General features: G+C 47.9%; 18 protein-coding genes. 14 read left to right on the forward strand and 4 right to left on the reverse strand.

Annotated elements, in window-relative coordinates; genetic code table 11:
- Nucleotides 1–58: 58 nt before the first annotated feature.
- From ligD to ku, 3 genes are read right to left on the reverse strand one after another with little or no spacing between them, the layout of a single operon-like run.
- Nucleotides 59–955 (reverse strand): non-homologous end-joining DNA ligase, encoded by an 897-nt coding sequence (ligD, locus tag ACH6EH_RS12640; protein ID WP_397332561.1) that lies wholly within the window; start codon nt 953–955, stop codon nt 59–61.
- Nucleotides 952–1830 carry an ATP-dependent DNA ligase gene (locus ACH6EH_RS12645; protein ID WP_397332562.1) on the reverse strand — a complete coding sequence of 293 codons (879 nt, stop codon included), beginning with the start codon at nt 1828–1830 and terminating at the stop codon, nt 952–954. The genes ligD and ACH6EH_RS12645 overlap by 4 nt, the downstream gene beginning before the upstream one ends.
- Before the next feature lie 35 nt (nt 1831–1865).
- On the reverse strand, nt 1866–2792 hold the full coding sequence (gene ku / locus ACH6EH_RS12650; protein WP_397332563.1) for a non-homologous end joining protein Ku: 927 nt from the start codon (nt 2790–2792) through the stop codon (nt 1866–1868).
- A gap of 159 nt (nt 2793–2951) precedes the next feature.
- Here ku and ACH6EH_RS12655 point away from each other — a divergent pair, with 159 nt between their 5' ends.
- Both ACH6EH_RS12655 and ACH6EH_RS12660 read left to right on the forward strand, forming a co-directional pair.
- Nucleotides 2952–3248 carry a hypothetical protein gene (locus ACH6EH_RS12655; protein WP_138226836.1) on the forward strand — a complete coding sequence of 99 codons (297 nt, stop codon included), beginning with the start codon at nt 2952–2954 and terminating at the stop codon, nt 3246–3248.
- A gap of 3 nt (nt 3249–3251) precedes the next feature.
- Nucleotides 3252–3434, forward strand: a complete 183-nt coding sequence (locus ACH6EH_RS12660; RefSeq protein WP_397332564.1) for an H-type small acid-soluble spore protein — start codon at nt 3252–3254, stop codon at nt 3432–3434.
- A 268-nt stretch (nt 3435–3702) separates the two neighbouring features.
- On the opposite strand, the gene ACH6EH_RS12665 is transcribed toward ACH6EH_RS12660, so the two are convergent.
- Nucleotides 3703–4338: a copper amine oxidase N-terminal domain-containing protein gene (locus tag ACH6EH_RS12665; RefSeq protein WP_208203229.1), complete on the reverse strand. Its 636-nt coding sequence runs from the start codon at nt 4336–4338 to the stop codon at nt 3703–3705.
- Nucleotides 4339–4587: 249 nt separating this feature from the next.
- Between ACH6EH_RS12665 and tsaE the strand changes: the two genes are divergently transcribed.
- From tsaE to ACH6EH_RS12725, 12 genes are all read left to right on the forward strand, one after another.
- On the forward strand, nt 4588–5061 hold the full coding sequence (gene tsaE / locus ACH6EH_RS12670; RefSeq protein ID WP_397332565.1) for a tRNA (adenosine(37)-N6)-threonylcarbamoyltransferase complex ATPase subunit type 1 TsaE: 474 nt from the start codon (nt 4588–4590) through the stop codon (nt 5059–5061).
- Nucleotides 5062–5063: 2 nt separating this feature from the next.
- Nucleotides 5064–5849, forward strand: a complete 786-nt coding sequence (gene tsaB / locus ACH6EH_RS12675) for a tRNA (adenosine(37)-N6)-threonylcarbamoyltransferase complex dimerization subunit type 1 TsaB (RefSeq protein WP_397332566.1) — start codon at nt 5064–5066, stop codon at nt 5847–5849.
- A gap of 17 nt (nt 5850–5866) precedes the next feature.
- The gene (gene rimI / locus ACH6EH_RS12680) at nt 5867–6388 is read left to right on the forward strand and encodes a ribosomal protein S18-alanine N-acetyltransferase (RefSeq protein ID WP_208203226.1); all 522 of its coding nucleotides are present in this window, start codon (nt 5867–5869) and stop codon (nt 6386–6388) included.
- A complete protein-coding gene (gene tsaD / locus ACH6EH_RS12685) occupies nt 6385–7440 on the forward strand; it encodes a tRNA (adenosine(37)-N6)-threonylcarbamoyltransferase complex transferase subunit TsaD (protein ID WP_397332567.1) in 1056 nt (351 codons plus the stop codon). The genes rimI and tsaD overlap by 4 nt, the downstream gene beginning before the upstream one ends.
- 339 nt (nt 7441–7779) lie before the next feature.
- Nucleotides 7780–9609, forward strand: coding sequence for a sensor histidine kinase (locus tag ACH6EH_RS12690; RefSeq protein WP_138226829.1), 1830 nt, complete (start codon nt 7780–7782; stop codon nt 9607–9609).
- Complete coding sequence (locus ACH6EH_RS12695) at nt 9587–10675, forward strand: response regulator (protein WP_138226828.1); 1089 nt, start codon at nt 9587–9589, stop codon at nt 10673–10675. The genes ACH6EH_RS12690 and ACH6EH_RS12695 overlap by 23 nt, the downstream gene beginning before the upstream one ends.
- Before the next feature lie 193 nt (nt 10676–10868).
- Nucleotides 10869–11849 (forward strand): ABC transporter permease, encoded by a 981-nt coding sequence (locus tag ACH6EH_RS12700; RefSeq protein ID WP_233281041.1) that lies wholly within the window; start codon nt 10869–10871, stop codon nt 11847–11849.
- Nucleotides 11850–11868: 19 nt separating this feature from the next.
- On the forward strand, nt 11869–12747 hold the full coding sequence (locus ACH6EH_RS12705) for a carbohydrate ABC transporter permease (protein WP_138226827.1): 879 nt from the start codon (nt 11869–11871) through the stop codon (nt 12745–12747).
- 231 nt (nt 12748–12978) lie between these two features.
- A complete protein-coding gene (locus ACH6EH_RS12710) occupies nt 12979–14388 on the forward strand; it encodes an extracellular solute-binding protein (RefSeq protein ID WP_397332569.1) in 1410 nt (469 codons plus the stop codon).
- A gap of 128 nt (nt 14389–14516) precedes the next feature.
- Nucleotides 14517–17153 carry a glycosyl hydrolase gene (locus ACH6EH_RS12715; protein ID WP_397332570.1) on the forward strand — a complete coding sequence of 879 codons (2637 nt, stop codon included), beginning with the start codon at nt 14517–14519 and terminating at the stop codon, nt 17151–17153.
- Between the two features lie 15 nt (nt 17154–17168).
- Nucleotides 17169–18515, forward strand: a complete 1347-nt coding sequence (locus ACH6EH_RS12720) for a sulfatase family protein (RefSeq protein ID WP_397332571.1) — start codon at nt 17169–17171, stop codon at nt 18513–18515.
- A gap of 78 nt (nt 18516–18593) precedes the next feature.
- The coding region (locus ACH6EH_RS12725) for an alginate lyase family protein (RefSeq protein WP_397332572.1) at nt 18594–21197 on the forward strand (2604 nt) is incomplete at its 3' end.

The raw sequence follows: 21197 nt of genomic DNA on the forward strand, positions 1-21197 counted from the left end.
AGCATCCTGCATATCGCGTTTGGCGCGTATGCAGGATGCTTTTTTTTTCTATGAAAGATCAGGTCTGCTTCTTGCGCAGATGTCCCAGAAGGGGAGCCAGCGGCTGAGGAGGGAGGAGAGACAGCAAATCCCCTTTCTCCTGGAGCCGCTCCTCGATATTGAGCAAATGATAGGAGGAAGGCGAGACATTCCGGTTCACCTCTTCCCAGGTCAAGGGTGTAGAGACTGTGGCACCGGGACGCGCGCGGGGAGTGTAGGGAGCAGCCAGCGTGCGTCCGCTGTAATGCTGAAGATAATCGAAGTAAATCTTGTTGCCGCGGTGCTTCTTCAGCCGCTCTACCGTAAACAGCTCGGGATGCTTCTGGGATACATACTGGGCGAGAAACTGTCCGGCGCTGCGCAGCTCCTCGAAGGTCAGCCCGGCTTCAATCGGCACGATAATCTGCACGCCGGTAGCCCCGGACGTCTTGGGAACGGACTGGATGCCGAGCGAGCGGAGGAGCTCTCCTACGAGGCTGGCTGCTTCCATGATGCGCGGCTCCTCAGGAAGTGAAGGGTCCAGATCAATCATCCATTCGCACGGCAGTGTACTGCCGGCAACGTGCAGCGACGGATGAAACTCCAGTGCGGCGAGATTACCGAGCCACAGCAGCTCGGGCAGGCCATTCAACAGCACGTAGTTAATCTTCTCATGAACGGCGGTCTGGACGAAGGAGGGACGCGGCTGAGGCGCATTTTTCTGATAAAAGGATTCTCCCGCAGCCCCGTGCGGATAGCGGATGGTCGTGAGCAGCCGATTGGACGTGTAGCGCAGCAGAAATGGAGAGAGGGCGGTCAGCTTCTGCAAATACATGGCTTTGGTAATGCCGACCTCGGGCCATAAGGGCTTGTCCGGATTCGTAACCACGATGTCGTGGCCCTCAATCCTCAGCAAGCCTTTCACTTGCTTCCTCATTCCGGCTCCAGCCCTTCCAAATGCAGCAGCTTCGGATGACGCATCATACCGTCCTGACTCCACTCCAGAAAGGTGACTGTAAGCTTTAGAGGCAGGCTGAGCCACTGGATCTGCTCCTTGCGCCCAGCCGCGGGCGATGGTGACCAGCGCGGCGGCCCGGGATGCTGCTGGGCAAAGGAGAGCAGCTGACGCCTCAGCGGCTCGGTTAGCCCGAGGGAGACTCGTCCGATATAGGCATCGTCTTCACCCAGTACAACGAGACTGGCGACCCGTCCTTCCCGCAGAATGATTCCGGGTGAGCTGGCTTGTACGGTGAGTGCAATCTTCTTTTTCAGCCAATCCTTGTGTTTCTTGCCTTCGCGGTAAGGTGCGCTGAGGCGCTTGATGACGATGCCTTCCCAGCCGCGCTCCTGTGCCCATTCCCACAGGCGGGGACCATCACGAAACAGCTCGGACAGCAGCAGGCCAGGCTGCTTCGCCATCAGCTCCTGGAGACGAGCGTGTCGCTGCTCATACGGCAGCGTACGCAGATCTTCTTCACCTTCGATCAGCAGGTCAAACAGAACATAGGTGAGCCGGGGATTCTTGGCGGCAGCGACTCTGGAGCGCTCGCGCTGCAGCACCTTCTGAAACACCGGCCGTCCCTGCTCCGGATCGAAATAAATGACCTCCCCATCCAGCAGCAGGCGCTGCTGAAACCCGCTGCGCAGACATTCTGTAATCTCTGGATACAGGGCCGTCTTATCCAGCAGCTTGCGTGACATGAGCGTCACTTTGCCGTGCTCTACAAGCGCTAGGATCCGCACGCCATCCCACTTCAGCTGGTAGCCCCATTCGTCGCCCTCCGGAATGTCGTCCACCGCAATGGGTGCCATCGGCTCCCTCGGAAACAGGGGGCTGCCGCTGACCATCAGGAGCCGGCTTCCGGTGACTTGGCTTTACGGCTCTGCCGCTTCGGCTTGGCCGGGGGAGCGGCGCCGACGTCCCCGCTAACCTTGGCCGCAGCTGCAGCCGCCGGCTTCCGGGCAGGCTTGCGCTTTTTGCCGGCGTCCCCGGGGTCCGTCGCAATCGGCTTGACAGCCTCAATGCTGGCCTGCAAGGCTGCCATCAGATCGACAACATTGCTCTCCTGCGCCGCCGGAGCGACCTGAATTTCCTCGCCCGCAATCTTGCTCTGGATCGCGCCAAGCAGCCGTTCCCGGTAATCATCTGTATACTTTCCCGGCTCAAACGGCGTGGACAGCTGCTCGATCAGCATGCGCGCCATGGTCAGCTCCTTGTCATTGACGGCGACGCCTTCCGGCAGGTTGGGCACCTGTGACAGCGGCCGAATCTCATCGGGATAAAAAATCGTCTCGATCACGAGGCATTCATCCAGCACGCGGATGGCAGCGAGGCTGCTTTTGGAGCGGATGGCGATTTTGGCGATGCCGATTTTGCCCGACAGCCGCATAGCCTCCAGCAGCAGGCGGTATGCATTGGACCCTGCCTGATCGGGAGAGAGATAATACGTCTTCTGGAAATAAATCGGATCAATATCCGTCAAATTCACAAAGTCAAGAATCGTAATACTCTTGCTGTTTGCATCGGTGAGCTGCTCGAGCTCTTCTTTTTCAAAAAGAACAAAGCGTCCCTTCTCATACTCATAGCCCTTGCTGATGTCCTCCCACGCTACTTCCTCCTCGCACACGGGGCATTTGCGAACATAGGACAGCGGGCTGCCGCAGACTTTATGTAAATATTTCATCGAAATATCTTTATCTTCTGTGGCGGAGAACATTTTGACAGGGACATGGACCAATCCGAAGCTGATGGCACCCTTCCAGACGGTATGCATGTGGCGGCACAACCTTTCTATCCTTGATATCGCTTCTGTATAAACTATTTATAGTTTGCCCTAAAAAGTACCTTCTTATGACGCTACGGCCTGCATAATACCGGGGGGATGGAGGCATATTGAGAAGGGATTCCTGGCAGAAAAGGAGCATGCATAACCATGAAGCAGCACGAAAGACAAGGCAAGGAAAGCGGCGGACTGCCGGATCAGCACAGCTCACTCTTCAATGAGGACGCACTGGAGCCTGTAAACGGCGAGATGCTGGATTGGGAGGAGCTGACCGGCGAGGACCGGGGCTTGTCCCGGGAATCGACGATGTTTGATGTGGACCGGATGATCAACGAAGGGCTCGGCGGCGGATACGTGACAGAGGATGACAACGGGGAGATCGGAGAGACGACCACGGATACGATGAATACGGTGGACGAGACTCCCCGCTATGGAGAGGAGGAATAGAGGATGGAGATGCAGCGCGCTGTTCATATTTTTGAATCACCGGATACGATTAAGGTTCATCTTGCCGGCCAGCCGGTGTGGATCGAGGAACTGGACCATGCCAACGGCATGGCGACGGTGCAGGTGGGCTCCCGCCCGGCCAACACGATGACGGTCAGTGTAGACCGCCTGCAGGAGGGCGAGTGAGGCTTTATTAGAGAGTCCTGTGAAAAAGAACCGGAAGTAAATGAAACAGTAGTTGTATCACAGTTCCTTACGGACATGCTGAGCGATAGTGCATGCTAGTATAATCCTCAAAGGAGTCTTCATATGCAAACAAAAAAGCCGCTAAATTTAGCGGCTTTAAATCAAAGAGTTTGTCTATCTTAGATAGACAAACTGAAAGTCATACTTGAGTAGTTAACTCGCTATTTAGGATCTTTACTTTTAGGGGAACATGTTTATGGTTGGTATTCTACTCTCCAAAGCTTGTTCCTGGAAACAAGGTGTATCGTTCTAAATACTGGGTCGATTTCGGTACGATCATCACCGATTTAATTTTGTTAGTTCCCTCAAATGTGAATTTCCATTTCTCTACTTTGACATTGTAATCATCTTCTGCGGTGACTCGTTGCACAATACGCACAGTTAAAGTATTTTCACTGCGGTCTACAGGTTGCATTTCGATAATGCTGGCCATATTGTAGTTTCCAATAGGGAAGCTTTCATTGTAAATATCTGTTCTGAATCCCGGCGCGTTTAATGCAAGTACATCTTCCTTCCGTCGATCATCGTAGGCCATAATCCAATTAAATGCTAGATCACGCTCATTTACATACGATACGCTGCCGGTTTCCGTTTTGAAGTTCGGATCAGAATTGACATACACGGTTTTACTCTTATTATCCCATTGAATATTTGCTCCAAGGCCTTCAGATATTGTACGAAGTGGTACATAGACTGTTCCATCAATAATTTTCGGTGCTGTTGTGCTTTGAGTGATATTGCCATGAACAAAGACTTTAGGTACTACTGTTGAAGCATAAGCACCTGCGCAAAATACGGTTGTGAGCAGGATTCCAGCAAGTCCTATTTTGACAATGCGTTTCATTAGTTCTCCTCCAAGCTGTATTTAGATGTTAATACATGTAATTAATAATAGGGCGAAATGGAAGAAAAATCAAAAAAAGTACATACAATATGCAGTATTTATCCTTTTATACAGAGTCACAGGAGCCGGGGAGTCCCGGCTCCTTTTTGCGTCCTGCGCTTTGCTTCCCTTGCGGGTGCTTGTTGGGACCGATATAATTAAGGACATGTTGGAGCTGACGATTAGCATTCACGTATGGGGTGAATACAAATGACAGAAACATTTAATTACGAGTCTTCCGGGCTGGAGGATACGGAGCGGCTGGCCGCTTGGCTGGCTGGCATGGTACAGCCTGGTACGGTCATTGGCCTGGACGGGGATCTTGGGGCGGGTAAAACGGCCTTTTCCCAGTGCTTCGCCCGCGCGCTAGGCGTGAGTGGTGTGGTAAACAGTCCGACCTTTACCATCATTAAAGAGTACGAGGGGCGATTGCCGCTCTACCATATGGATGTGTATCGTTTATCCCTGGAGGAAGCGGATGAGCTGGGGCTGGACGATTATTTTTACGGCGATGGTGTGTGCCTGGTGGAATGGAGCTCGCTCATCACAGAGCTGCTGCCACAGGAGCATCTGCATATTCACCTGGAGCACCGGGGCGACTCGGCCCGCCTTATTACGCTGACCGGCCAGGGTGACATCACGGACGGCTGGTGCCGCGACTTGAAACAGAACGGGGTTAGATAGCGATGAGCAGGAATCAAAGCAAGCCGCGACAGCGGCTTTTGGCGTTGGATACGTCCACAGCCTCGCTGGCTGCAGCTGTGCTGGAGGATCAGGAGCTGCTGGGCGAAATTCATGAAAGTGTAGAACGAAATCATTCGGTTCATATGCATCCGGTGCTGGAGCGTGTTCTTCAGCAATCAGGGATTACCGTTGCTGATTTGGACGGCATAGCGGTCGGTGTGGGTCCAGGATCTTATACCGGCGTGCGCATGGCGGTGACTGCGGCCAAGACCCTGGCCTGGGCGAACGACATCCCGATTGTGGGGATATCCAGCCTGCACGCACTGGCATGGGGCGGTTTGGAGCAGGCGCTGAAGAGGCACGACGAAGCGGGGTCTGGCCGGCATTGGGTCATTCCTGTGATGGATGCCCGCAGAGGCCAGGCCTATACGGCGTTATTTGAAGGAAGCACGGGTGCTGCACCGGAGCGGCTTGCACCGGATGCCATCCGGCTTATGCAATCTTGGGTGGAGGAGTTAAGTGAACGGCTGGTCACGCTGGAAAAGGACTCTTTGCCTGCGGGAATCTGGTTTACTGGAGACACCGGGGTTCACGCCGATGCAGCATCCAGACTGGCTGAGGTTTATGGAGGACCGGTAAGGGTTCTCCCCTATGAGCTGGAAGGCCAGTGGGCGGGTCTGCTGGGAGCAGAGCGGCTGCTGCGAGGAGAGCGGGACGAGCCGCATACGCTGGTACCGAATTATACACAGCTGTCTGAGGCAGAAAGCAATCTGCTGCGCAAGCGGTGAAGGGAGGCCAGCATCAGATGAAGCAACAGGAGCACCCGGAGCGGGAGGCGGGGCTGACATTCAGGCGTATGACCCTGGACGATATCCCCAGCGTGATGGAGGTCGAGCAGGATGCCTTCAGCCTTCCGTGGACCGAAGAAGCGTTTCAAAATGAGATGACGATGAACCATTTTGCCCATTATATGGTCATGGAATATGAAGGCCAGCTGATCGGCTATGCGGGGATGTGGACGATCGTCGACGAGGCCCATATTACGAATGTTGCCCTGCTGGGGGACTACCGGGGCCGAAAATGGGGCGAGCGTCTGCTGGACGAGCTGATGAAGACGGCGGCTTTTATGGGGATGGAGCGCATGACGCTGGAGGTACGGGTAAGCAATGAGGTGGCCCGGAATCTGTATGTCAAAAAAGGCTTTGCCCCCGCCGGCATCCGCAAAGGCTATTATTCCGACAATCAGGAGGACGCCCTCATTATGTGGGCAGAGCTTGATGCTTACCGGGCACAGGCTCAGGAGGAAGGAAGCGAAGATATATCATGATAGAGCAAGAGCATAAGCAAACACATTCGGCAGCTTCAGACGTCTCCAGCCTCATTCTGGCGATTGAGACCAGCTGTGACGAAACCTCGGTTGCGGTTGTGCGTGACGGACATGAGGTGCTGTCTAACGTGATCGCGAGCCAGATCGAAACCCATCAAAGCTTTGGGGGTGTTGTGCCCGAGGTCGCATCGCGCAAGCATGTGGAGAACATTACTTTGAGCATCCAGGAGGCTGTTCAGCTGGCAGGTGTGAAGCTGCAAGAGCTTTCTTGTATTGCAGTCACCCAGGGACCGGGACTGGTTGGAGCGCTGCTCGTGGGCGTCGTGGCTGCCAAAAGCCTGGCGCTTGCCCTTAACAAGCCGCTCATCGGAACGCATCACATTGCCGGGCATATTTATGCCAACCGGATTGTCTCTCCGCTGGAGTACCCGTGCATGGCGCTCGTTGTGTCGGGAGGACATACGGAGCTGGTCGATCTGCAGGAGGAGGGAGACTTCCGCCTGATCGGACGCACCCGGGATGATGCAGTTGGAGAGGCGTATGACAAGGTAGCGCGTGCACTGGGCTTTCCTTATCCGGGAGGGCCGCATGTAGACAAGCTGGCGCTTGAAGCCAGCGAGGCGGTAGAGCTGCCGCGGGTATGGCTGGAGCCAGACTCCTATGATTTCAGCTTCAGCGGCTTGAAATCGGCGGTGCTGAATGCTGTTAACCAGAGCAAAATGCGCGGTGAAGACGTGCAGACCGCAGCCATTGCGAAGGGCTTCCAGGATTCAGTGACGGAAGTGCTGGTGGAAAAAGCGATCCGTGCCGTCAAGGAATTCGGCAGCCAGCAGCTGCTGCTTTGCGGCGGGGTCGCGGCCAACCGCGGTCTGCGGCAGCGCCTGAGCGCCCGCTGTGAGCAGGAGGGTATCCCGCTTCTCATCCCTCCGCACGTGTACTGCACGGATAACGCGGCTATGATCGCCGCCGCAGCTCACCTCAAGTGGAAGCAGGGAGCCGTCAGCGGGCTGGATCTAAAAGCGGATCCCCAGCTTAAGCTGGAGGAGTGGTAGTCGCTGTTATGTCCTGATAGCCATAGTGAGATGGATCTCACTATGGCTATTAATGATATGCGCCGTATGGGCATCATCTTGAATCAATGCAGCCGGATGCGAAATATGGTCATTCATGTCGGTTCTGGCAGTTACTTTTATATAAATTTTTCTCAAATTTTTAAAGGATAACAGATTTTTATGAAGAATATACAAACTGACTTTCACCTAGTAGGAACTCCCTGTTTACTTGCTTAGTTGAAAGCGTATCCTTTTTATAGTGCTTGACAATTCACACACTACCTGAGCGTAAATTTAGAATCATGATTATATTTTGCAGGGATCGTGGGGGAATAAGCCATGCTTCATAAAATCAGGAGCTCATTATATTGGAAATTGATTCTCATCATAACCTCAGTCATCTCTATTATTGTTACTGCGATTGGTACGTTTAGCTATTATAAGAGCTCTCAAGCTATTGATTCCGATGTACAACGCTTCAGTAGCCAAATTTTGAAGCAGGCTAATTTGAATATGGAAAGATACCTTAGTGATAATGAGCAGTTCTTTCGAGCGATGTCAGGGAGCGCTGATTTTATGCAGTGGACAAAGACAGCGTTAGGTGATCGATTCCAACTTTACAACCTGATGAAATCCTTGGAGGAGAGAACGATCAGCCCTTACATTCATTATCATCCAGAGCTTTTATCCGTTGTATTGTACCAAGAGGGTGGAAATGAAAGTGTATACCGAAGCAGTCATGCTCAAGATATTGTACTCGCCTACCACTATTCATTTAGCCAAATGCCTTGGATTAAGAATATTGCAACCCTTGGCTCACCCTACAAGCATGTGGAGCTCAGGCTGGATTATAGAGACCGGTCGAATCAACAGCTTCAATTGCCTGTACTAACCTATGTCCAGAAATTCCGTTTCTCGGATAAAACAACCTATTTAGCTATGGATATTTCCTTGATGTCATTACAGGCTATTCTTAACGAAATTCATCTTGGTGATAATGGTTACTCCTTGATCGTAGATGAAGCAGGTCGTATTATAACCTCACCTGAAACTTCTAAGGTGAACACACTAGTGGCGGAGCGGATCAGCCAACCTATGCTGGGCAAGGATGCAGGCTCCTTCTATCTTGAAGAAACTGAACAGATGGTTGTCTTTCAGAGCATTAGCCGAACAAATTGGAAGGTTGTCTCTTTTGTGCCCTATGATGATTTGGCTGTCAGTATTCAGAATATTCGCAACTGGACCATAGCAATGACCCTTACCGCTCTGGTAGTGTCGGCTGTATTGATCTTTATTATTTCCTCTTCCATCACTCGGAGATTAAAGGAACTGCGCCGGACGATGCGGATGACAAAATTAGGTCGATTTGATATTCGCACCCAGGTAACCGGCATTGATGAAATTGGTGAGCTCGGGGAGGCTTACAACCATTTGCTGGAGAGAATCGATACGTCTATTCAAGAGCTGGCGGAAGCTCGTGTCGTCCAGCAACGTGCGATATTATCCGCACTTCAGTCTCAGATCAATGCCCATTTTCTCTATAACGCACTTGAGTCGATTAACTCTATGGCAAATATCGCGGGACACGACGGAATTATGAATACCACCGTTGCTCTTTCGAACATGCTCCGGTACACATCCAACTATAGAGATACGGAAGTAACCCTTGCCGAAGAAATTGCGCATGTGCATGATTATATGCACATTATTACATTGATGTATCAGGATGATATATCCTTTCAGGTGCTTATTGAACCGGAACTACTGGATGCCAAGTGCCTAAAGGCAGTTCTGCAGCCCTTTGTTGAAAATAGCATTAAGCATAGTTACGAGGTGAACGGAGGTAAGCTTGCCATACAAGTACGAGTGAAACTTGTTGAAGAGCGATATATAAGTATTGAGTTGGAGGATGATGGAATTGGTATGACCGCTGAGCGACTTCAAGAGATTCAGCATGCCTTAAAGCAGCTGCATACTGAACAAGAGTTCATAATGCTGACCAGAATTGGTCTGCTAAACGTTCATTATCGGCTAATTACCTTTTATAAAGATGAGCATACGGGGGTTAAGGTAGACAGAGCTTTTAATCAGCGAGGGACTAAGATTACTATCATTTACCCATGGGAACAAAAGGAGGGTTTAATGCATGATTCGTGTACTGATCGTTGATGACGTACCCCTAATTCGTCAAAGTTTATCGGTCTTTGTAGAAGGATTTAATGACATGACCGTCGTCTCCGGAATGGTATCCAATGGCGAACAAGCAGTGGAATGGCTCAAGGAGTCTTACGCCGACCTATGTATTACTGACATAAGGATGCCAGTCATGGATGGGTTGCAACTCATTGAACAGATCAACGCCAAATTTCGCTGGATGGCATGCTTGGTCGTATCCAGTTATGACGACTTTGAATATGCTAAGCAAAGCATAGAGTTAAATGCTCTTGACTATGTACTGAAACCTGTTAAGAAGGAATCAATGAACAAGGCATTGATCAAAGCAACGAACAAAATTCACGAGCTTCGCAATCGGGATGCCGCTCAGTTGTTCCTCAAGCGGCTGCCGCATCACCGGGCCCAGCTGGAGCAATGGCTGGAGCATATTCAGACCCTCCGGATGGACACGTTCCCACTTCTGATCGTAGAAACATTGGATTTACTCGAGCGGTGGGTGGAGGGGAATTATTATCTATTAAACCCTCTCTCCAATTTGTGGCTTCAAACCTTAGTCGAGGAGTTAACGTCCGATAGGTTACAGATGGAGCTGGATGAAGGCAAGGATCTAGGGTTAGGTGATAAGCATCTGGAACTGTCGAGCACGCGATACTACTTCCGGTTATGCGCCGTACGCAGGCTGGAGGAAGGGGCTTATCGGCTGATTGCAAGCATGCGTGGAGTCAGAGATCAACAGTCGGTTAAAGTCGTGAATCAAATTAAAGAATATATTAAAGAGCATTGCGGCGAGTCCATCAATCTTCAAAACCTCGCGGACCATGTGGCGCTGAACAAAACTTATATGTGCAAGCTGTTTAAGGAGGAAACAGAACAGACAATTCATACCTACATTGTGTTAGAACGCATGCAGCTGGCACGTAACTTGTTGCTTGAAGGAGGCAGCAAAGTGTATGAGATCGCCAAACAAGTGGGTTATGAGGATGCAGATTATTTCACACAAATTTTTAAAAAGCATTACGGGCTAAGCCCGCTCGATTACAAGAAAAGGATGAAGTCATGACATCATTACTAAATTTGGAGAACTATCCGGTTCATTGAAAAGTGCCGGATTGTTCTCTTTTTATTTTTACCGGGTAAATTGCAGAACATCATCGGGTAATTTCCGAATATCCTGTCGTAGCGGGCTTATCAAATCTTGGATATCATTAAGTTACATCAAACAACAGTGCACATAGAGAGGAGAAAGACCAACCATGCAAAGCAAGTCGCTACAGATGCTGTCAAAGGAAGAAAAGAAGAAGCAGCCTGGGGCTCGAAGAGTATCAGGGGATGTTTCATTCCTCAGCTTTGTAAAGAAAAACCATGCGCTCTACGTCATGCTAATTCCCGTCATTTTTTATTTTATTGTATTTAAGTACGTCCCGCTACTTGGCTCCGTCATTGCATTCAAGAACTACAATATATTCCAAGGTTTTTTAGGAAGCGAGTGGGTAGGGTTTAAATGGTTTGAGCTTATGTTCAATAATCCGATGTACATTGACTTGTTTAAGAACACTATGATTATAAGCTTCTATCAGATTGTGTTCGCCTTCCCTGCTCCGATTATTCTGGCTTGTCTGCTCAATGAGGTGCGACTAATGGCCTTCAAAAGGGGAGTCCAGACGGTATTGTACTTGCCTCACTTTCTGTCTTGGGCGCTAGTTTACGGACTGGCCTACATGATGTTCTCGACCCAAACCGGTATGGTGAACAATCTGTTTAAGGAAATTGGTGAACCTGTTATCAACTTCCTGCAATCAACCGAGTTGTTCCGTACTGTAGTAGTGGGAACAGGTATATGGAAGGAGATGGGGTGGAGTACGATCATCTTTCTGGCTGCTTTATCCGGAATCAATCCATCACTTTATGAAGCAGCCAAGATTGACGGAGCCGGTCGCTGGAAGCAATTCATATATGTAACTCTCCCGGGGTTAATGCCTGCTATTACAATTCTGCTATTGTTGAAAATCGGGAATGTACTTGATGTAGGATTTGAACAAATTTATATCTTCCTTAACCCGGTGACATTGTCAGTCGGAGAGGTGCTCGATACGTATTCGTACCGACTAGGGATCTTGAACGGGGAATTCAGTCTTACAACCGCAATCGGCTTGTTCAAATCGGTAATTGGATTTATCCTCTTAGTGTCAGCCAATCAGTTAAGTAAGCGAACAACCGGCGAGAGCCTGTATTAAGAGAAGGAGGCGACAACGAATGGAAATACGAAAATCAACAGGCGAGAAGCTGTTTGATACGATGAACATCATTCTGCTGAGCTTGTTAAGCTTAGCTGCCATTATCCCGTTGCTTCATGTGGTGGCCGGCTCCTTCAGCTCAGCCAATGCAATTATCCACTCCCGGGTAACACTGTGGCCGGTCGAGCCAACTTTGGACCATTATAAGCTGGTTACGCAAACTAAGGCTTTCTGGGAGGCGGGCTGGCTCACGATTAGGGTTGTAGTACTGGGTACATTACTGAACATGGTGTTGACCATTATCGGCTCATACCCTTTGTCGAAGCCGTACCTTCGGGGGCGCCGCCCGATTTTGCTGTTCATTGTGTTTACGATGATCTTCCACGCGCCCATGATTCCGATGTATCTGGTCGTTAAAGAGTTTGGTATGCTGAATACAATATGGGCTCTGATCGTTCCTACGGCTATTAGTGCATTCAATATGATGTTGTGCATTACTTTCTTTCGTGGTCTTCCTGAAGAGATGTTTGATGCGGCCAAAGTAGACGGGATGAACGATTATCGCATCGTGTGGAGTATTGTAACACCGCTTTCAAAGCCGATTCTGGTTACTTTGCTGCTCTTCTATGCTGTAGGTCATTGGAACAATTATTTTACACCGCTGTTATATATCAATGACAGGGACATGCAGACGCTGCAGGTATATCTATATAATCTCATCTCTTTAGGCTCCAACAATGATATGGCTAGTGCCGCTGCGGCTGAATCTTCAAACATGCTGCCGCAGGCGCTGGAGATGGCGACGATTGTACTGGCTACATTGCCGATCGTGGTGCTGTATCCATTTCTCCAGAAGCACTTTGTAAAAGGTGCCACATTAGGCTCAGTTAAAGAGTAACGCTATGCAGGCAATAAGCCTTCATATATCAAGGATGTCATATATGATATCCTGTAATGCCAAATAAAACTAAAAATAGGGGGTACAACAATGTCAATCAAGCGAAAATGGCTCGGGATTACTCTAACGCTTGCCTTAGCTGTTTCTACAGCTGGATGCTCTACAGCAAAGACCGAAAATTCAGAAGGCTCAGGGACGAGTACAGAAGTGAAGGGACCTGCAAAAATTTCAATGTTTGCATCAGACGCAGGCCAGCCTGTGCCGGGGGGCGAGTCCATGGACGATCCTACAGTGAAGTATTTGGCTGAGAAGACGAATACGGACCTGAATATTACCTTCATTCCAAACAGTCAATACCGGAATCAATTGAGTGTCAAATTTGCGAGCGGCGAGATCCCTGACATTGTGCAGGGGTGGGGAATAAATGCAGAGCTAGCAGATAACGATCAGCTCTTGCCACTCAATGATCTTATTGAAGAGCATGGACCTAATTTAAAAAAGGTAATTTCACAAGATGCATGGGATGCAGTCACACGGGATGGCAAGATTCTGGCGATTCCCGAAGCTCCGCTGGGTGACAGTCCGGTAGCAAGAGTGCTCTTCGTTCGTAAGGACTGGATGGACAAGGTAGGTATAAAGGAAGCTCCAAAGACAGATGCCGAGTTTCTGGATATGCTTCGCGCATTCCGCGACAAGGATCCGAACGGTAATGGCATACAGGATGAAATACCATTCTCTGCCCGTGAGAATTTCACCTGGTTAGATAATGTGCTGAGCATGTATGGTGTAAACTTGTACGGAGGAACGATCGAAAATAACGAGGTTATCCCGCAGTATGTAAGTAAGAATATGAAGCCGGCGCTTGGCATCGTGAAAAAGATGATGGAAGAGAAGCTTATCGACAGCGAATTCATGTCCAACAAACGAAATGTATGGGAGCAAAAGATTCAAAGTGATCTTGTGGGCGCATGGGTTCATGCTCCAAATCTCGCTTGGGATTGGCAGGAACGCTTGAACAAATCGCTTCCGAATGGCAATCCTGAGGTTATTGCAATTCCTACACCCAAAGCCCCGGGTGTCAAAGAATCAGGCTTTAATAAGAGCCCTCACAATAAAGCGTTCTCAATTACAAAGTCAAGTAAAGACCCTGCTGCTGCAGTGAGACTGTTCGATTGGCTTGTAACTGAGGAAGGTCAAGAGTTCGTTCAATTCGGGGTACCGGGTATAACGGTTACCAAGGATAACGGCAAGATCGATTATAACAAGCAGAAGGATACGGATGACAAAACCGCACTTTGGCGTCCACTCGTCTTCAACATGGTAGGTTTTAACGAGGAAATTCAGCTGGTGTTAAGCGGAGACGAGCAAGCTGTAGCGAAGATCAAGGAGGTATATGAGATTGGGAAGAAGGAAGGCACGACTAATGTGACTGCGGGGGCACCGAGCTTCAAATCCGATCAGCCGGAGATCGGCGATTATGTGACACCGTCTACTATGTTTATTGAAACTGCCGGACGGATTGTTCTGGGCGAAAAGCCTCTTGACTACTTTGACGAATTCGTTAACAACTGGCGTGCACGTGGAGGCGATGAGCTGATCAAGGAAGCGACAGAATGGTATCAGCAAAACGGCAAACAATAAATGGAAAACAATATAACGAGGGGGCCGCGCAAGCGGCTTCCTTTTCAAGCAAACATCTCTACATCTTATAACAAGGATTATACGTAATTCCGATGATGCGAGATCAAATTGGCGGCAAAGGAGGAAACATGGACGCAAAATTGATAGATAACCTATCCGGAGAAGAAGGGAACTATGTGCTACCATTTTTCTGGCAGCAAGGTCAGGAGGAATTAGTATTACGGACAGAGTTGAGAAAAATTCGTGAGAGCGGGATACGGGCCGTATGTGTTGAATCCAGAACACATCCAGATTTTGTTGGATCTGGCTGGTGGAGAGATTTGGAAATCATTATGGAAGAAGCAGAAAATCAAGACATGAAAGTGTGGATATTCGATGACTCACATTTTCCAACCGGTTATGCGGCGGGTCGAATGAAATATGAGTTTCCGCATCTAAGGAACCGATATCTAAGAGTGGATCACATCGATGTGGTGGGATCGATGCCGGGAGCATCACTGTTGGTAGGAGAACATATTCTAGACGGGGAAGAACTGGTGGGAATCGTTGCAGCAGAACGCTTGACTGGAACGGAAGAATTAGGTTCACTGATGAACCTTAATGTTTTTATTCGTGACGGAGTCTTATTTTGGGATGTACCAGAAGGTCACTGGCGAGTGTTCATGCTCAAACTGACAAACGAAGGGGGCCATGAAAGACTACAATATCATCTCAATCCTTTGGAACCTGAAGCCGTTGATGTACTGTTACAAACCGTTTATGAGCCTCATTATGAACGGTTGCGGCATAAGTTTGGAAACACCTTATCTGGTTTTTTTAGTGATGAGCCAAGATTTGGGAATATTAACTCTTTGGAAGCTATCATTGGAAAGACCCCTATGGTACTGCCATGGTGCACGGATATGCTTACGCTGTTACAACAGAAATTGCCGGGTGAGGACTTAATTACCCAACTGCCGCTATTATGGTATAACTCAGGAAGCAGAGCATCATCTTTTCGTTATCATTATATGGATACGCTTACAAGGCGGTATGCTACTTGCTTTACCAAGCGTTTAGCGGATTGGTGTCGAGCAAAGGGTGTGGAATATATCAGCCATGTCATTGAGGATAATAATGCACATGCTAGGCTGGGAGCAGGCGTCGGACATTTCTACAGAGCGCTGTGGGATCAGGATATGTCTGGCGTGGATGTAGTGCTGCAGCAAATTATTCCTGGTATGACCTACGATTTCCGTATCGCTCTTGGAGCAGGTGACGGGGAGTTTTACCACTATGGCTTGGCGAAGATGGCATCCTCTTTGGGCCATCTCGATGCTAAAAAGAAAGGTAGAACCATCTGCGAAATCTTCGGTGCCTACGGATGGGTAGAGGGATTGAAACTGATGAAATGGCTCACCGATCATATGCTTGTCCGGGGAGTCAATCATTTTATCCCGCATGCATTCTCGCCCAAGGCATTCCCGGATGATGATTGTCCGCCGCATTTTTACGCACAAGGGAATAACCCTCAATATCGTTATTTGAAGACGCTCATGGAATATACAAATCGTCTCTCTCATTTATTAAATGGAGGCACGCATATTGCTAGCGCAGCCGTGATGTACCATGCTGAAGCAGAATGGTCTGGAGAAGCTCAGCTGTTTCAGAGACCGGTACGGCAGTTGTTGGAGCGACAGATCGATTGTGATGTCGTACCTGCCGACCTACTTCAAGATAGGATGATCATATCTGACCAGCAGCTTATCATAAACGAAGAACGTTTTCATTATCTTATTATTCCATACGCGGAAGCACTGCCAAGCCAGTTACTCCATTCTTTATATGAAGCGATGCAGGAGGGCCTGACCATCTACTTCGTAGAGAATCTTCCAGTAAGGTCGAGCGACGGAGTAGACGTACACAGCGTGCTTAAGTCTATGGCAGAACATGAGAACCAATATACGGTACCTCTAGAATTGCTCGTAGAACAGATTCAACAGCGCTTCACCTCTTATTTGAAAATGGACAAATTTCAGCCAGATCTGAGGGTATACCTATATCAAAGACAGAATGCTCGGTTCCTCATGATGTTTAATGAACATCCTTACGATGCCATTCATGATCAAGTAAACATCAATTTGAACGGCGTCGTGTATGAATATGATGCATTTGACAACGAGGTCAGAAAATATCCGAGTGATGTAACAGAACATGGGTGCCGTATTCTATTACATCTAGAGCCATACGAGTCTAAAGTTTTCCTTTGGGATGAGTCCTTGGATGATTTGAAATGGAGCTTGTCTCCTAGACCACGGCATGAAACTGCAGTAAATCAAACGATTGTAGCGGAGTGGAAGGTGAGTACAGCGGAAGCGAATCAATACCCTCATTTCAAGCCATATTGCACGTTACCAAAGTTGATTAACCTTGCGGTTCCGGAGCATCTCCCAAGGTTTAGCGGTACCTTTCGATACGAAACGATGATTGCCTTTGAAAACTTCGCGGGTACAGTGGTGCTAGACTTGGGTGCTGCCTATGAAACAGTGGAACTTTGGATCAACGGACATCATGCTGGAATCCGGATCTGTCCTCCCTACCTCTTTGAAGTGACTAGCTTTCTTCAAGCAGGGAGCAACGTAGTAGTCGTAGAAGTGACGAATACACTTGTGAAGCAAGTACGGGATCGCTTCTCCATATATAGGCAGCAAGAGCCTTCCGGACTCATTGGACCTGTAATACTTCGTCATAGCAAAGTTTTAAAAACTTCAGATGTTAATGATTAGGAAAGGCGTGAATTAATGAAGGAGCAACCTAATGTTGTCTATGTATTTAGTGATCAGCACCGCGCGGAGGCAACAGGATATAATGGTAATCCAGATGTCAAGACGCCGAATCTGGATGCACTGGCAAGAGAGTCCGTCAGCCTAGACACTGCCGTAGCTAATGTCCCGTGCTGTAGTCCATATAGGGCGACTTTTTTAACAGGACGCTACCCGCTGACACATGGGGTGTTCGTTAACGATGTTCATCTTAATCATGAAGCGGTGTCCTGTGCCGATGCCTTTAAATGCGCTGGTTACGATACGGCCTATATAGGCAAATGGCATGTCGATGGTCGTGGTCGAAGCAAATATATCGCTGGAGAGGATCGTCAGGGGTTTGATTACTGGAAGGTTCTGGAGTGTACGCACGACTATAATCATTCGCTCTATTATGCGGACACGGATATTAAACAGCAATGGAAGGGCTATGATGCAGAAGCTCAAACACGTGATGCGCAGAACTATATCCGCGCACGGCAGGCTAGCGACAAGCCTTTTTTCCTGGTGCTGTCATGGGGGCCGCCGCACAATCCATATCATACTGCACCACAACAGTTCAGGGAAATGTATGAGCCTGAGAAGCTCATGCTCCGCGACAATGTACCTGCTACAGCCGAACTGGACGCGCGCAGAGATTTGGCCGGTTATTACGCCCATATCTCTGCACTCGACGAATATGTCGGTGATCTGCTGACGACTCTGATGGAAACGGGAAAGGATGAGGATACGATCTTTGTCTACACGTCCGACCATGGGGACATGATTTATTCACAAGGAGATATACGCAAGCAGCGACCGTGGGACGAGTCGATCCGAGTGCCGTTTTTGCTGCGTTATCCATCGGTTTTTTCAAGAGAATGTAAACGAATTAAAGAACCATTCAATAGCCCGGATATTATGCCAACATTGCTGGGTTTAAGTGGAATTGCGATTCCATCAACCGTCGAAGGTATTAATTATGCACCATTCTTGTATGGAACTGAGCCAGCCCCGGCGGAAGCGGCGTTGATTGCTTGTATTCATCCGGCTGGAGAGTACCGCCGTTCCCTAGGTGGCCGCGAGTATCGCGGAATCCGCACGAAGCGGTATACGTACGTGCGAGATCTGAGTGGCCCATGGCTGCTGTACGATAATGCGTTAGACCCATACCAGCTTTATAATTTATGCAGGGTGCCAGAAATGGTCCATTTACAGAAAGAGTTGGATGACCTGCTTATGAGGATGCTGGAGAAGCGTAACGACGAATTTTTACCTGGAGAACATTACATCAATCTCTGGGGTTACGCAACGGACGAATCAGGTACCGTGCCCATTATACCGTAAAGGAAGGAGTATGACAGATACGTTAACACGTTAAATGAATAAAGCATGATTAAGCGAACTGAGGAGGGAATATGATCTATGTCTAACTCTAAAATGCTAAAAAGTATCAAAAGTAAATTGACGGTTATGATGGTGTCGTGTGTGTGCATCAGTTCAGTTCTATCACCCAATGGCTATGTGTATGCTAATACATCTCAAGATTCGAATGGTGCAGAAGAAGTTTCTTCGCAGGTGCTATTTGATGAGAGCTATAATGATGTGCAGGGTAATTTATCAATGGATTGGACAGTGAAAAATGGTGAAGGGTATACCCATGAATATATGGAGTTGTATCGTTCGGAAGGGGACAGCAGTGGTAAAGCACTAAAAAGACAGTTTAGTGAAGATGCAACAGGTATTGTAACAATAGACCTTGAATTTGCAAACAGCAGCACAGATGGCGGTGCAGGTAGAGCTCAATTTAACCTTGCAGCCAAGAGTGCGCAAGGTTCAAGTAACACCGTGTTATCTATGCAGCACCAAGGTAACGAGGTGAAGGTAAAGACCGGAAGCTCATACGAGACACTTAGTACAGTGGTGCTAGAGGAGAAGGCGATGGCCAAGGTCGTTGTGGATACCGTTGAAGATAAAATATATGTGGGGATAAACAGCGGGGAATTAAAAGAATATCCTCTTGTGAATGGTATGGATATGCAACAAGTGGATAGCGCTTACTGGACATTAGCTGATAAAACCAAATATGGTGTAGGTATTAGATTGTACGCAATGAAAGCGTCGGCTGCGGTACCGAATACAGATGAATTCAATATACAAGCGGACTTGGATGAAATTTCAATTGCTAATATGTGGGGGATCGTACAGAATTTTAGCGTACCAATTAAAGGAACAAGGAACACCGTATTTAGTTGGACTTCTGACCATGCATCAGCTACTGTTGACAATACAACAGGAGTTGTAGACATCACTCGCGGAGATTACAATCAGCAAGCTAAATTAACTGTAACAGGAACTCAGAATGGGAAAAGTGCACAAAAAGAATTTAATCTTACCATCCTAGGTGAAGAAGTGACACAAGAACGTGAGACTGATCTGATTTATGTAAACGAAGAAAGGCTAAACCTGGCAAAAAGAGAAATTGAAGCAAATAATCATACGTTTGTAGAGGCTTACAAGACTCTGGTTCTTGAAGCAGATGCAGAGCTGGCAAAGGCAATTGATCCTGTAACGAATAAAACACTTATTCCGGCAAGCGGTGACATTCATGATTATTATACGATTGCGTCATATTTTTGGCCAGATCCTACAAAAGAGGATGGGCTGCCTTGGATTTATAAAGATGGTGAATTCAATCCGACAACTGCAGGCCCTGATACTGATTGGAAACGCTTAAGGGAAATGTTCAAATCTTTGGACACTTTAACCTTGGCGTATTACTTCACAGAGGATCAAACATATATAAATAAGGCCAAAGAAATTGTTCAGGTGTGGTTTATCAATGAAGAAACAAAAGTAAATCCTAATATTAACTATGGTAAAGCTAGACCAGGTACTGAAGATGGAACAAATTTTGCTGTGATCGATTGGACAGATATCGGTAAGGTAATTACAGCAATTCAAATGCTAGAGAAAAACAACTTGTGGAGTGACAGTGATCGGACGGTCATGGGTAAATGGCTGAACGAATATTACACGTGGTTAACAACAAGTGAATTCGGGATCGCGGAAGATAACACGACGAATAATCACGGTTCCAACTATGATTATCAAGTGGTAGGTCTCATGATTTACTTAGGTAAGATAAATGAGGCTGAAGCCAAGATCAGAGAGGCTATGACAAAGCGTGTAGAAGCACAAATTGATCCGGATGGCAGCCAACCGCTTGAATTAAAAAGGACTAAATCCGTTAGCTACACAGTTAACAACCTATGGGCATTAGTAAGACTTGCTGACTTGAGCCGTCGCTTTACAGAGGTCGACTTATGGACCTACGAGACGGAAAAAGGAGTCAATCTGAAAAAAGGATATGATTTCGTAATACCATACATTCTAGGAGAAAAAGAATGGACCTGGAAACAAATCACAGGCGGAGGGGTTGAAGCTTCATTAAAGGACTGGGCGTTACCCATGTTCAGTAGAAGTGAGCTGATGTTAGGGGAAAAAATCCTGCCCAATGAACTGAATGGATATCACGAATTTAGTTACAACGATATCCTTGTTTATGCGCCGTTAGATATTGATGAAAACGGGGCTCCTACCGAAAAGGGCCTGGTTTATTTAAATGAAGAAAGGCTAAACCTGGCAAAAAGAGAAATTGAAGCAAATAATCATACGTTTGTAGAGGCTTACAAGACTCTGGTTCTTGAAGCAGATGCAGAGCTGGCAAAGGCAATTGATCCTGTAACGAATAAAACACTTATTCCGGCAAGCGGTGACATTCATGATTACTACAGTATTTCACCATACCACTGGCCAGACCCCACACAGGAGGATGGACTGCCATGGATTTATAAAGATGGTGTACTTAATCCTATAACTAGAGGTTCGGATACTGATTTTACTCGGTTAAGAGAAATGTTTACATCATTAAATACATTAACATTGGCCTATTATTTCACAGAGGATCAAAAATATATAAATAAGGCCAAAGAAATTGTTCAGGTTTGGTTTATTAATGAAGAAACG

Origin of the sequence: Paenibacillus sp. JSM ZJ436 (assembly GCF_044383795.1) — a bacterium.
In the GTDB taxonomy this organism is placed as follows: Bacteria; Bacillota; Bacilli; order Paenibacillales; family Paenibacillaceae; genus Paenibacillus_AQ; species Paenibacillus_AQ algicola.

What these genes read in the sequence shown, in the direction of transcription:
- ACH6EH_RS12695 (WP_138226828.1), top strand. Translation starts at nt 9,587, where the DNA reads ATGATTCGTGTACTGATCGTTGATGACGTACCCCTAATTCGTCAAAGT.
- ACH6EH_RS12655 (WP_138226836.1), top strand. Translation starts at nt 2,952, where the DNA reads ATGAAGCAGCACGAAAGACAAGGCAAGGAAAGCGGCGGACTGCCGGAT.
- ACH6EH_RS12715 (WP_397332570.1), top strand. Translation starts at nt 14,517, where the DNA reads ATGGACGCAAAATTGATAGATAACCTATCCGGAGAAGAAGGGAACTAT.
- tsaE (WP_397332565.1), top strand. Translation starts at nt 4,588, where the DNA reads ATGACAGAAACATTTAATTACGAGTCTTCCGGGCTGGAGGATACGGAG.
- ACH6EH_RS12665 (WP_208203229.1), bottom strand. Translation starts at nt 4,338, where the DNA reads ATGAAACGCATTGTCAAAATAGGACTTGCTGGAATCCTGCTCACAACC.
- ACH6EH_RS12660 (WP_397332564.1), top strand. Translation starts at nt 3,252, where the DNA reads ATGGAGATGCAGCGCGCTGTTCATATTTTTGAATCACCGGATACGATT.
- tsaB (WP_397332566.1), top strand. Translation starts at nt 5,064, where the DNA reads ATGAGCAGGAATCAAAGCAAGCCGCGACAGCGGCTTTTGGCGTTGGAT.
- ACH6EH_RS12720 (WP_397332571.1), top strand. Translation starts at nt 17,169, where the DNA reads ATGAAGGAGCAACCTAATGTTGTCTATGTATTTAGTGATCAGCACCGC.
- ACH6EH_RS12705 (WP_138226827.1), top strand. Translation starts at nt 11,869, where the DNA reads ATGGAAATACGAAAATCAACAGGCGAGAAGCTGTTTGATACGATGAAC.
- rimI (WP_208203226.1), top strand. Translation starts at nt 5,867, where the DNA reads ATGAAGCAACAGGAGCACCCGGAGCGGGAGGCGGGGCTGACATTCAGG.
- ACH6EH_RS12710 (WP_397332569.1), top strand. Translation starts at nt 12,979, where the DNA reads ATGTTTGCATCAGACGCAGGCCAGCCTGTGCCGGGGGGCGAGTCCATG.
- ACH6EH_RS12700 (WP_233281041.1), top strand. Translation starts at nt 10,869, where the DNA reads ATGCAAAGCAAGTCGCTACAGATGCTGTCAAAGGAAGAAAAGAAGAAG.
- tsaD (WP_397332567.1), top strand. Translation starts at nt 6,385, where the DNA reads ATGATAGAGCAAGAGCATAAGCAAACACATTCGGCAGCTTCAGACGTC.
- ACH6EH_RS12690 (WP_138226829.1), top strand. Translation starts at nt 7,780, where the DNA reads ATGCTTCATAAAATCAGGAGCTCATTATATTGGAAATTGATTCTCATC.
- ACH6EH_RS12645 (WP_397332562.1), bottom strand. Translation starts at nt 1,830, where the DNA reads ATGGCACCCATTGCGGTGGACGACATTCCGGAGGGCGACGAATGGGGC.
- ku (WP_397332563.1), bottom strand. Translation starts at nt 2,792, where the DNA reads ATGCATACCGTCTGGAAGGGTGCCATCAGCTTCGGATTGGTCCATGTC.
- ligD (WP_397332561.1), bottom strand. Translation starts at nt 955, where the DNA reads ATGAGGAAGCAAGTGAAAGGCTTGCTGAGGATTGAGGGCCACGACATC.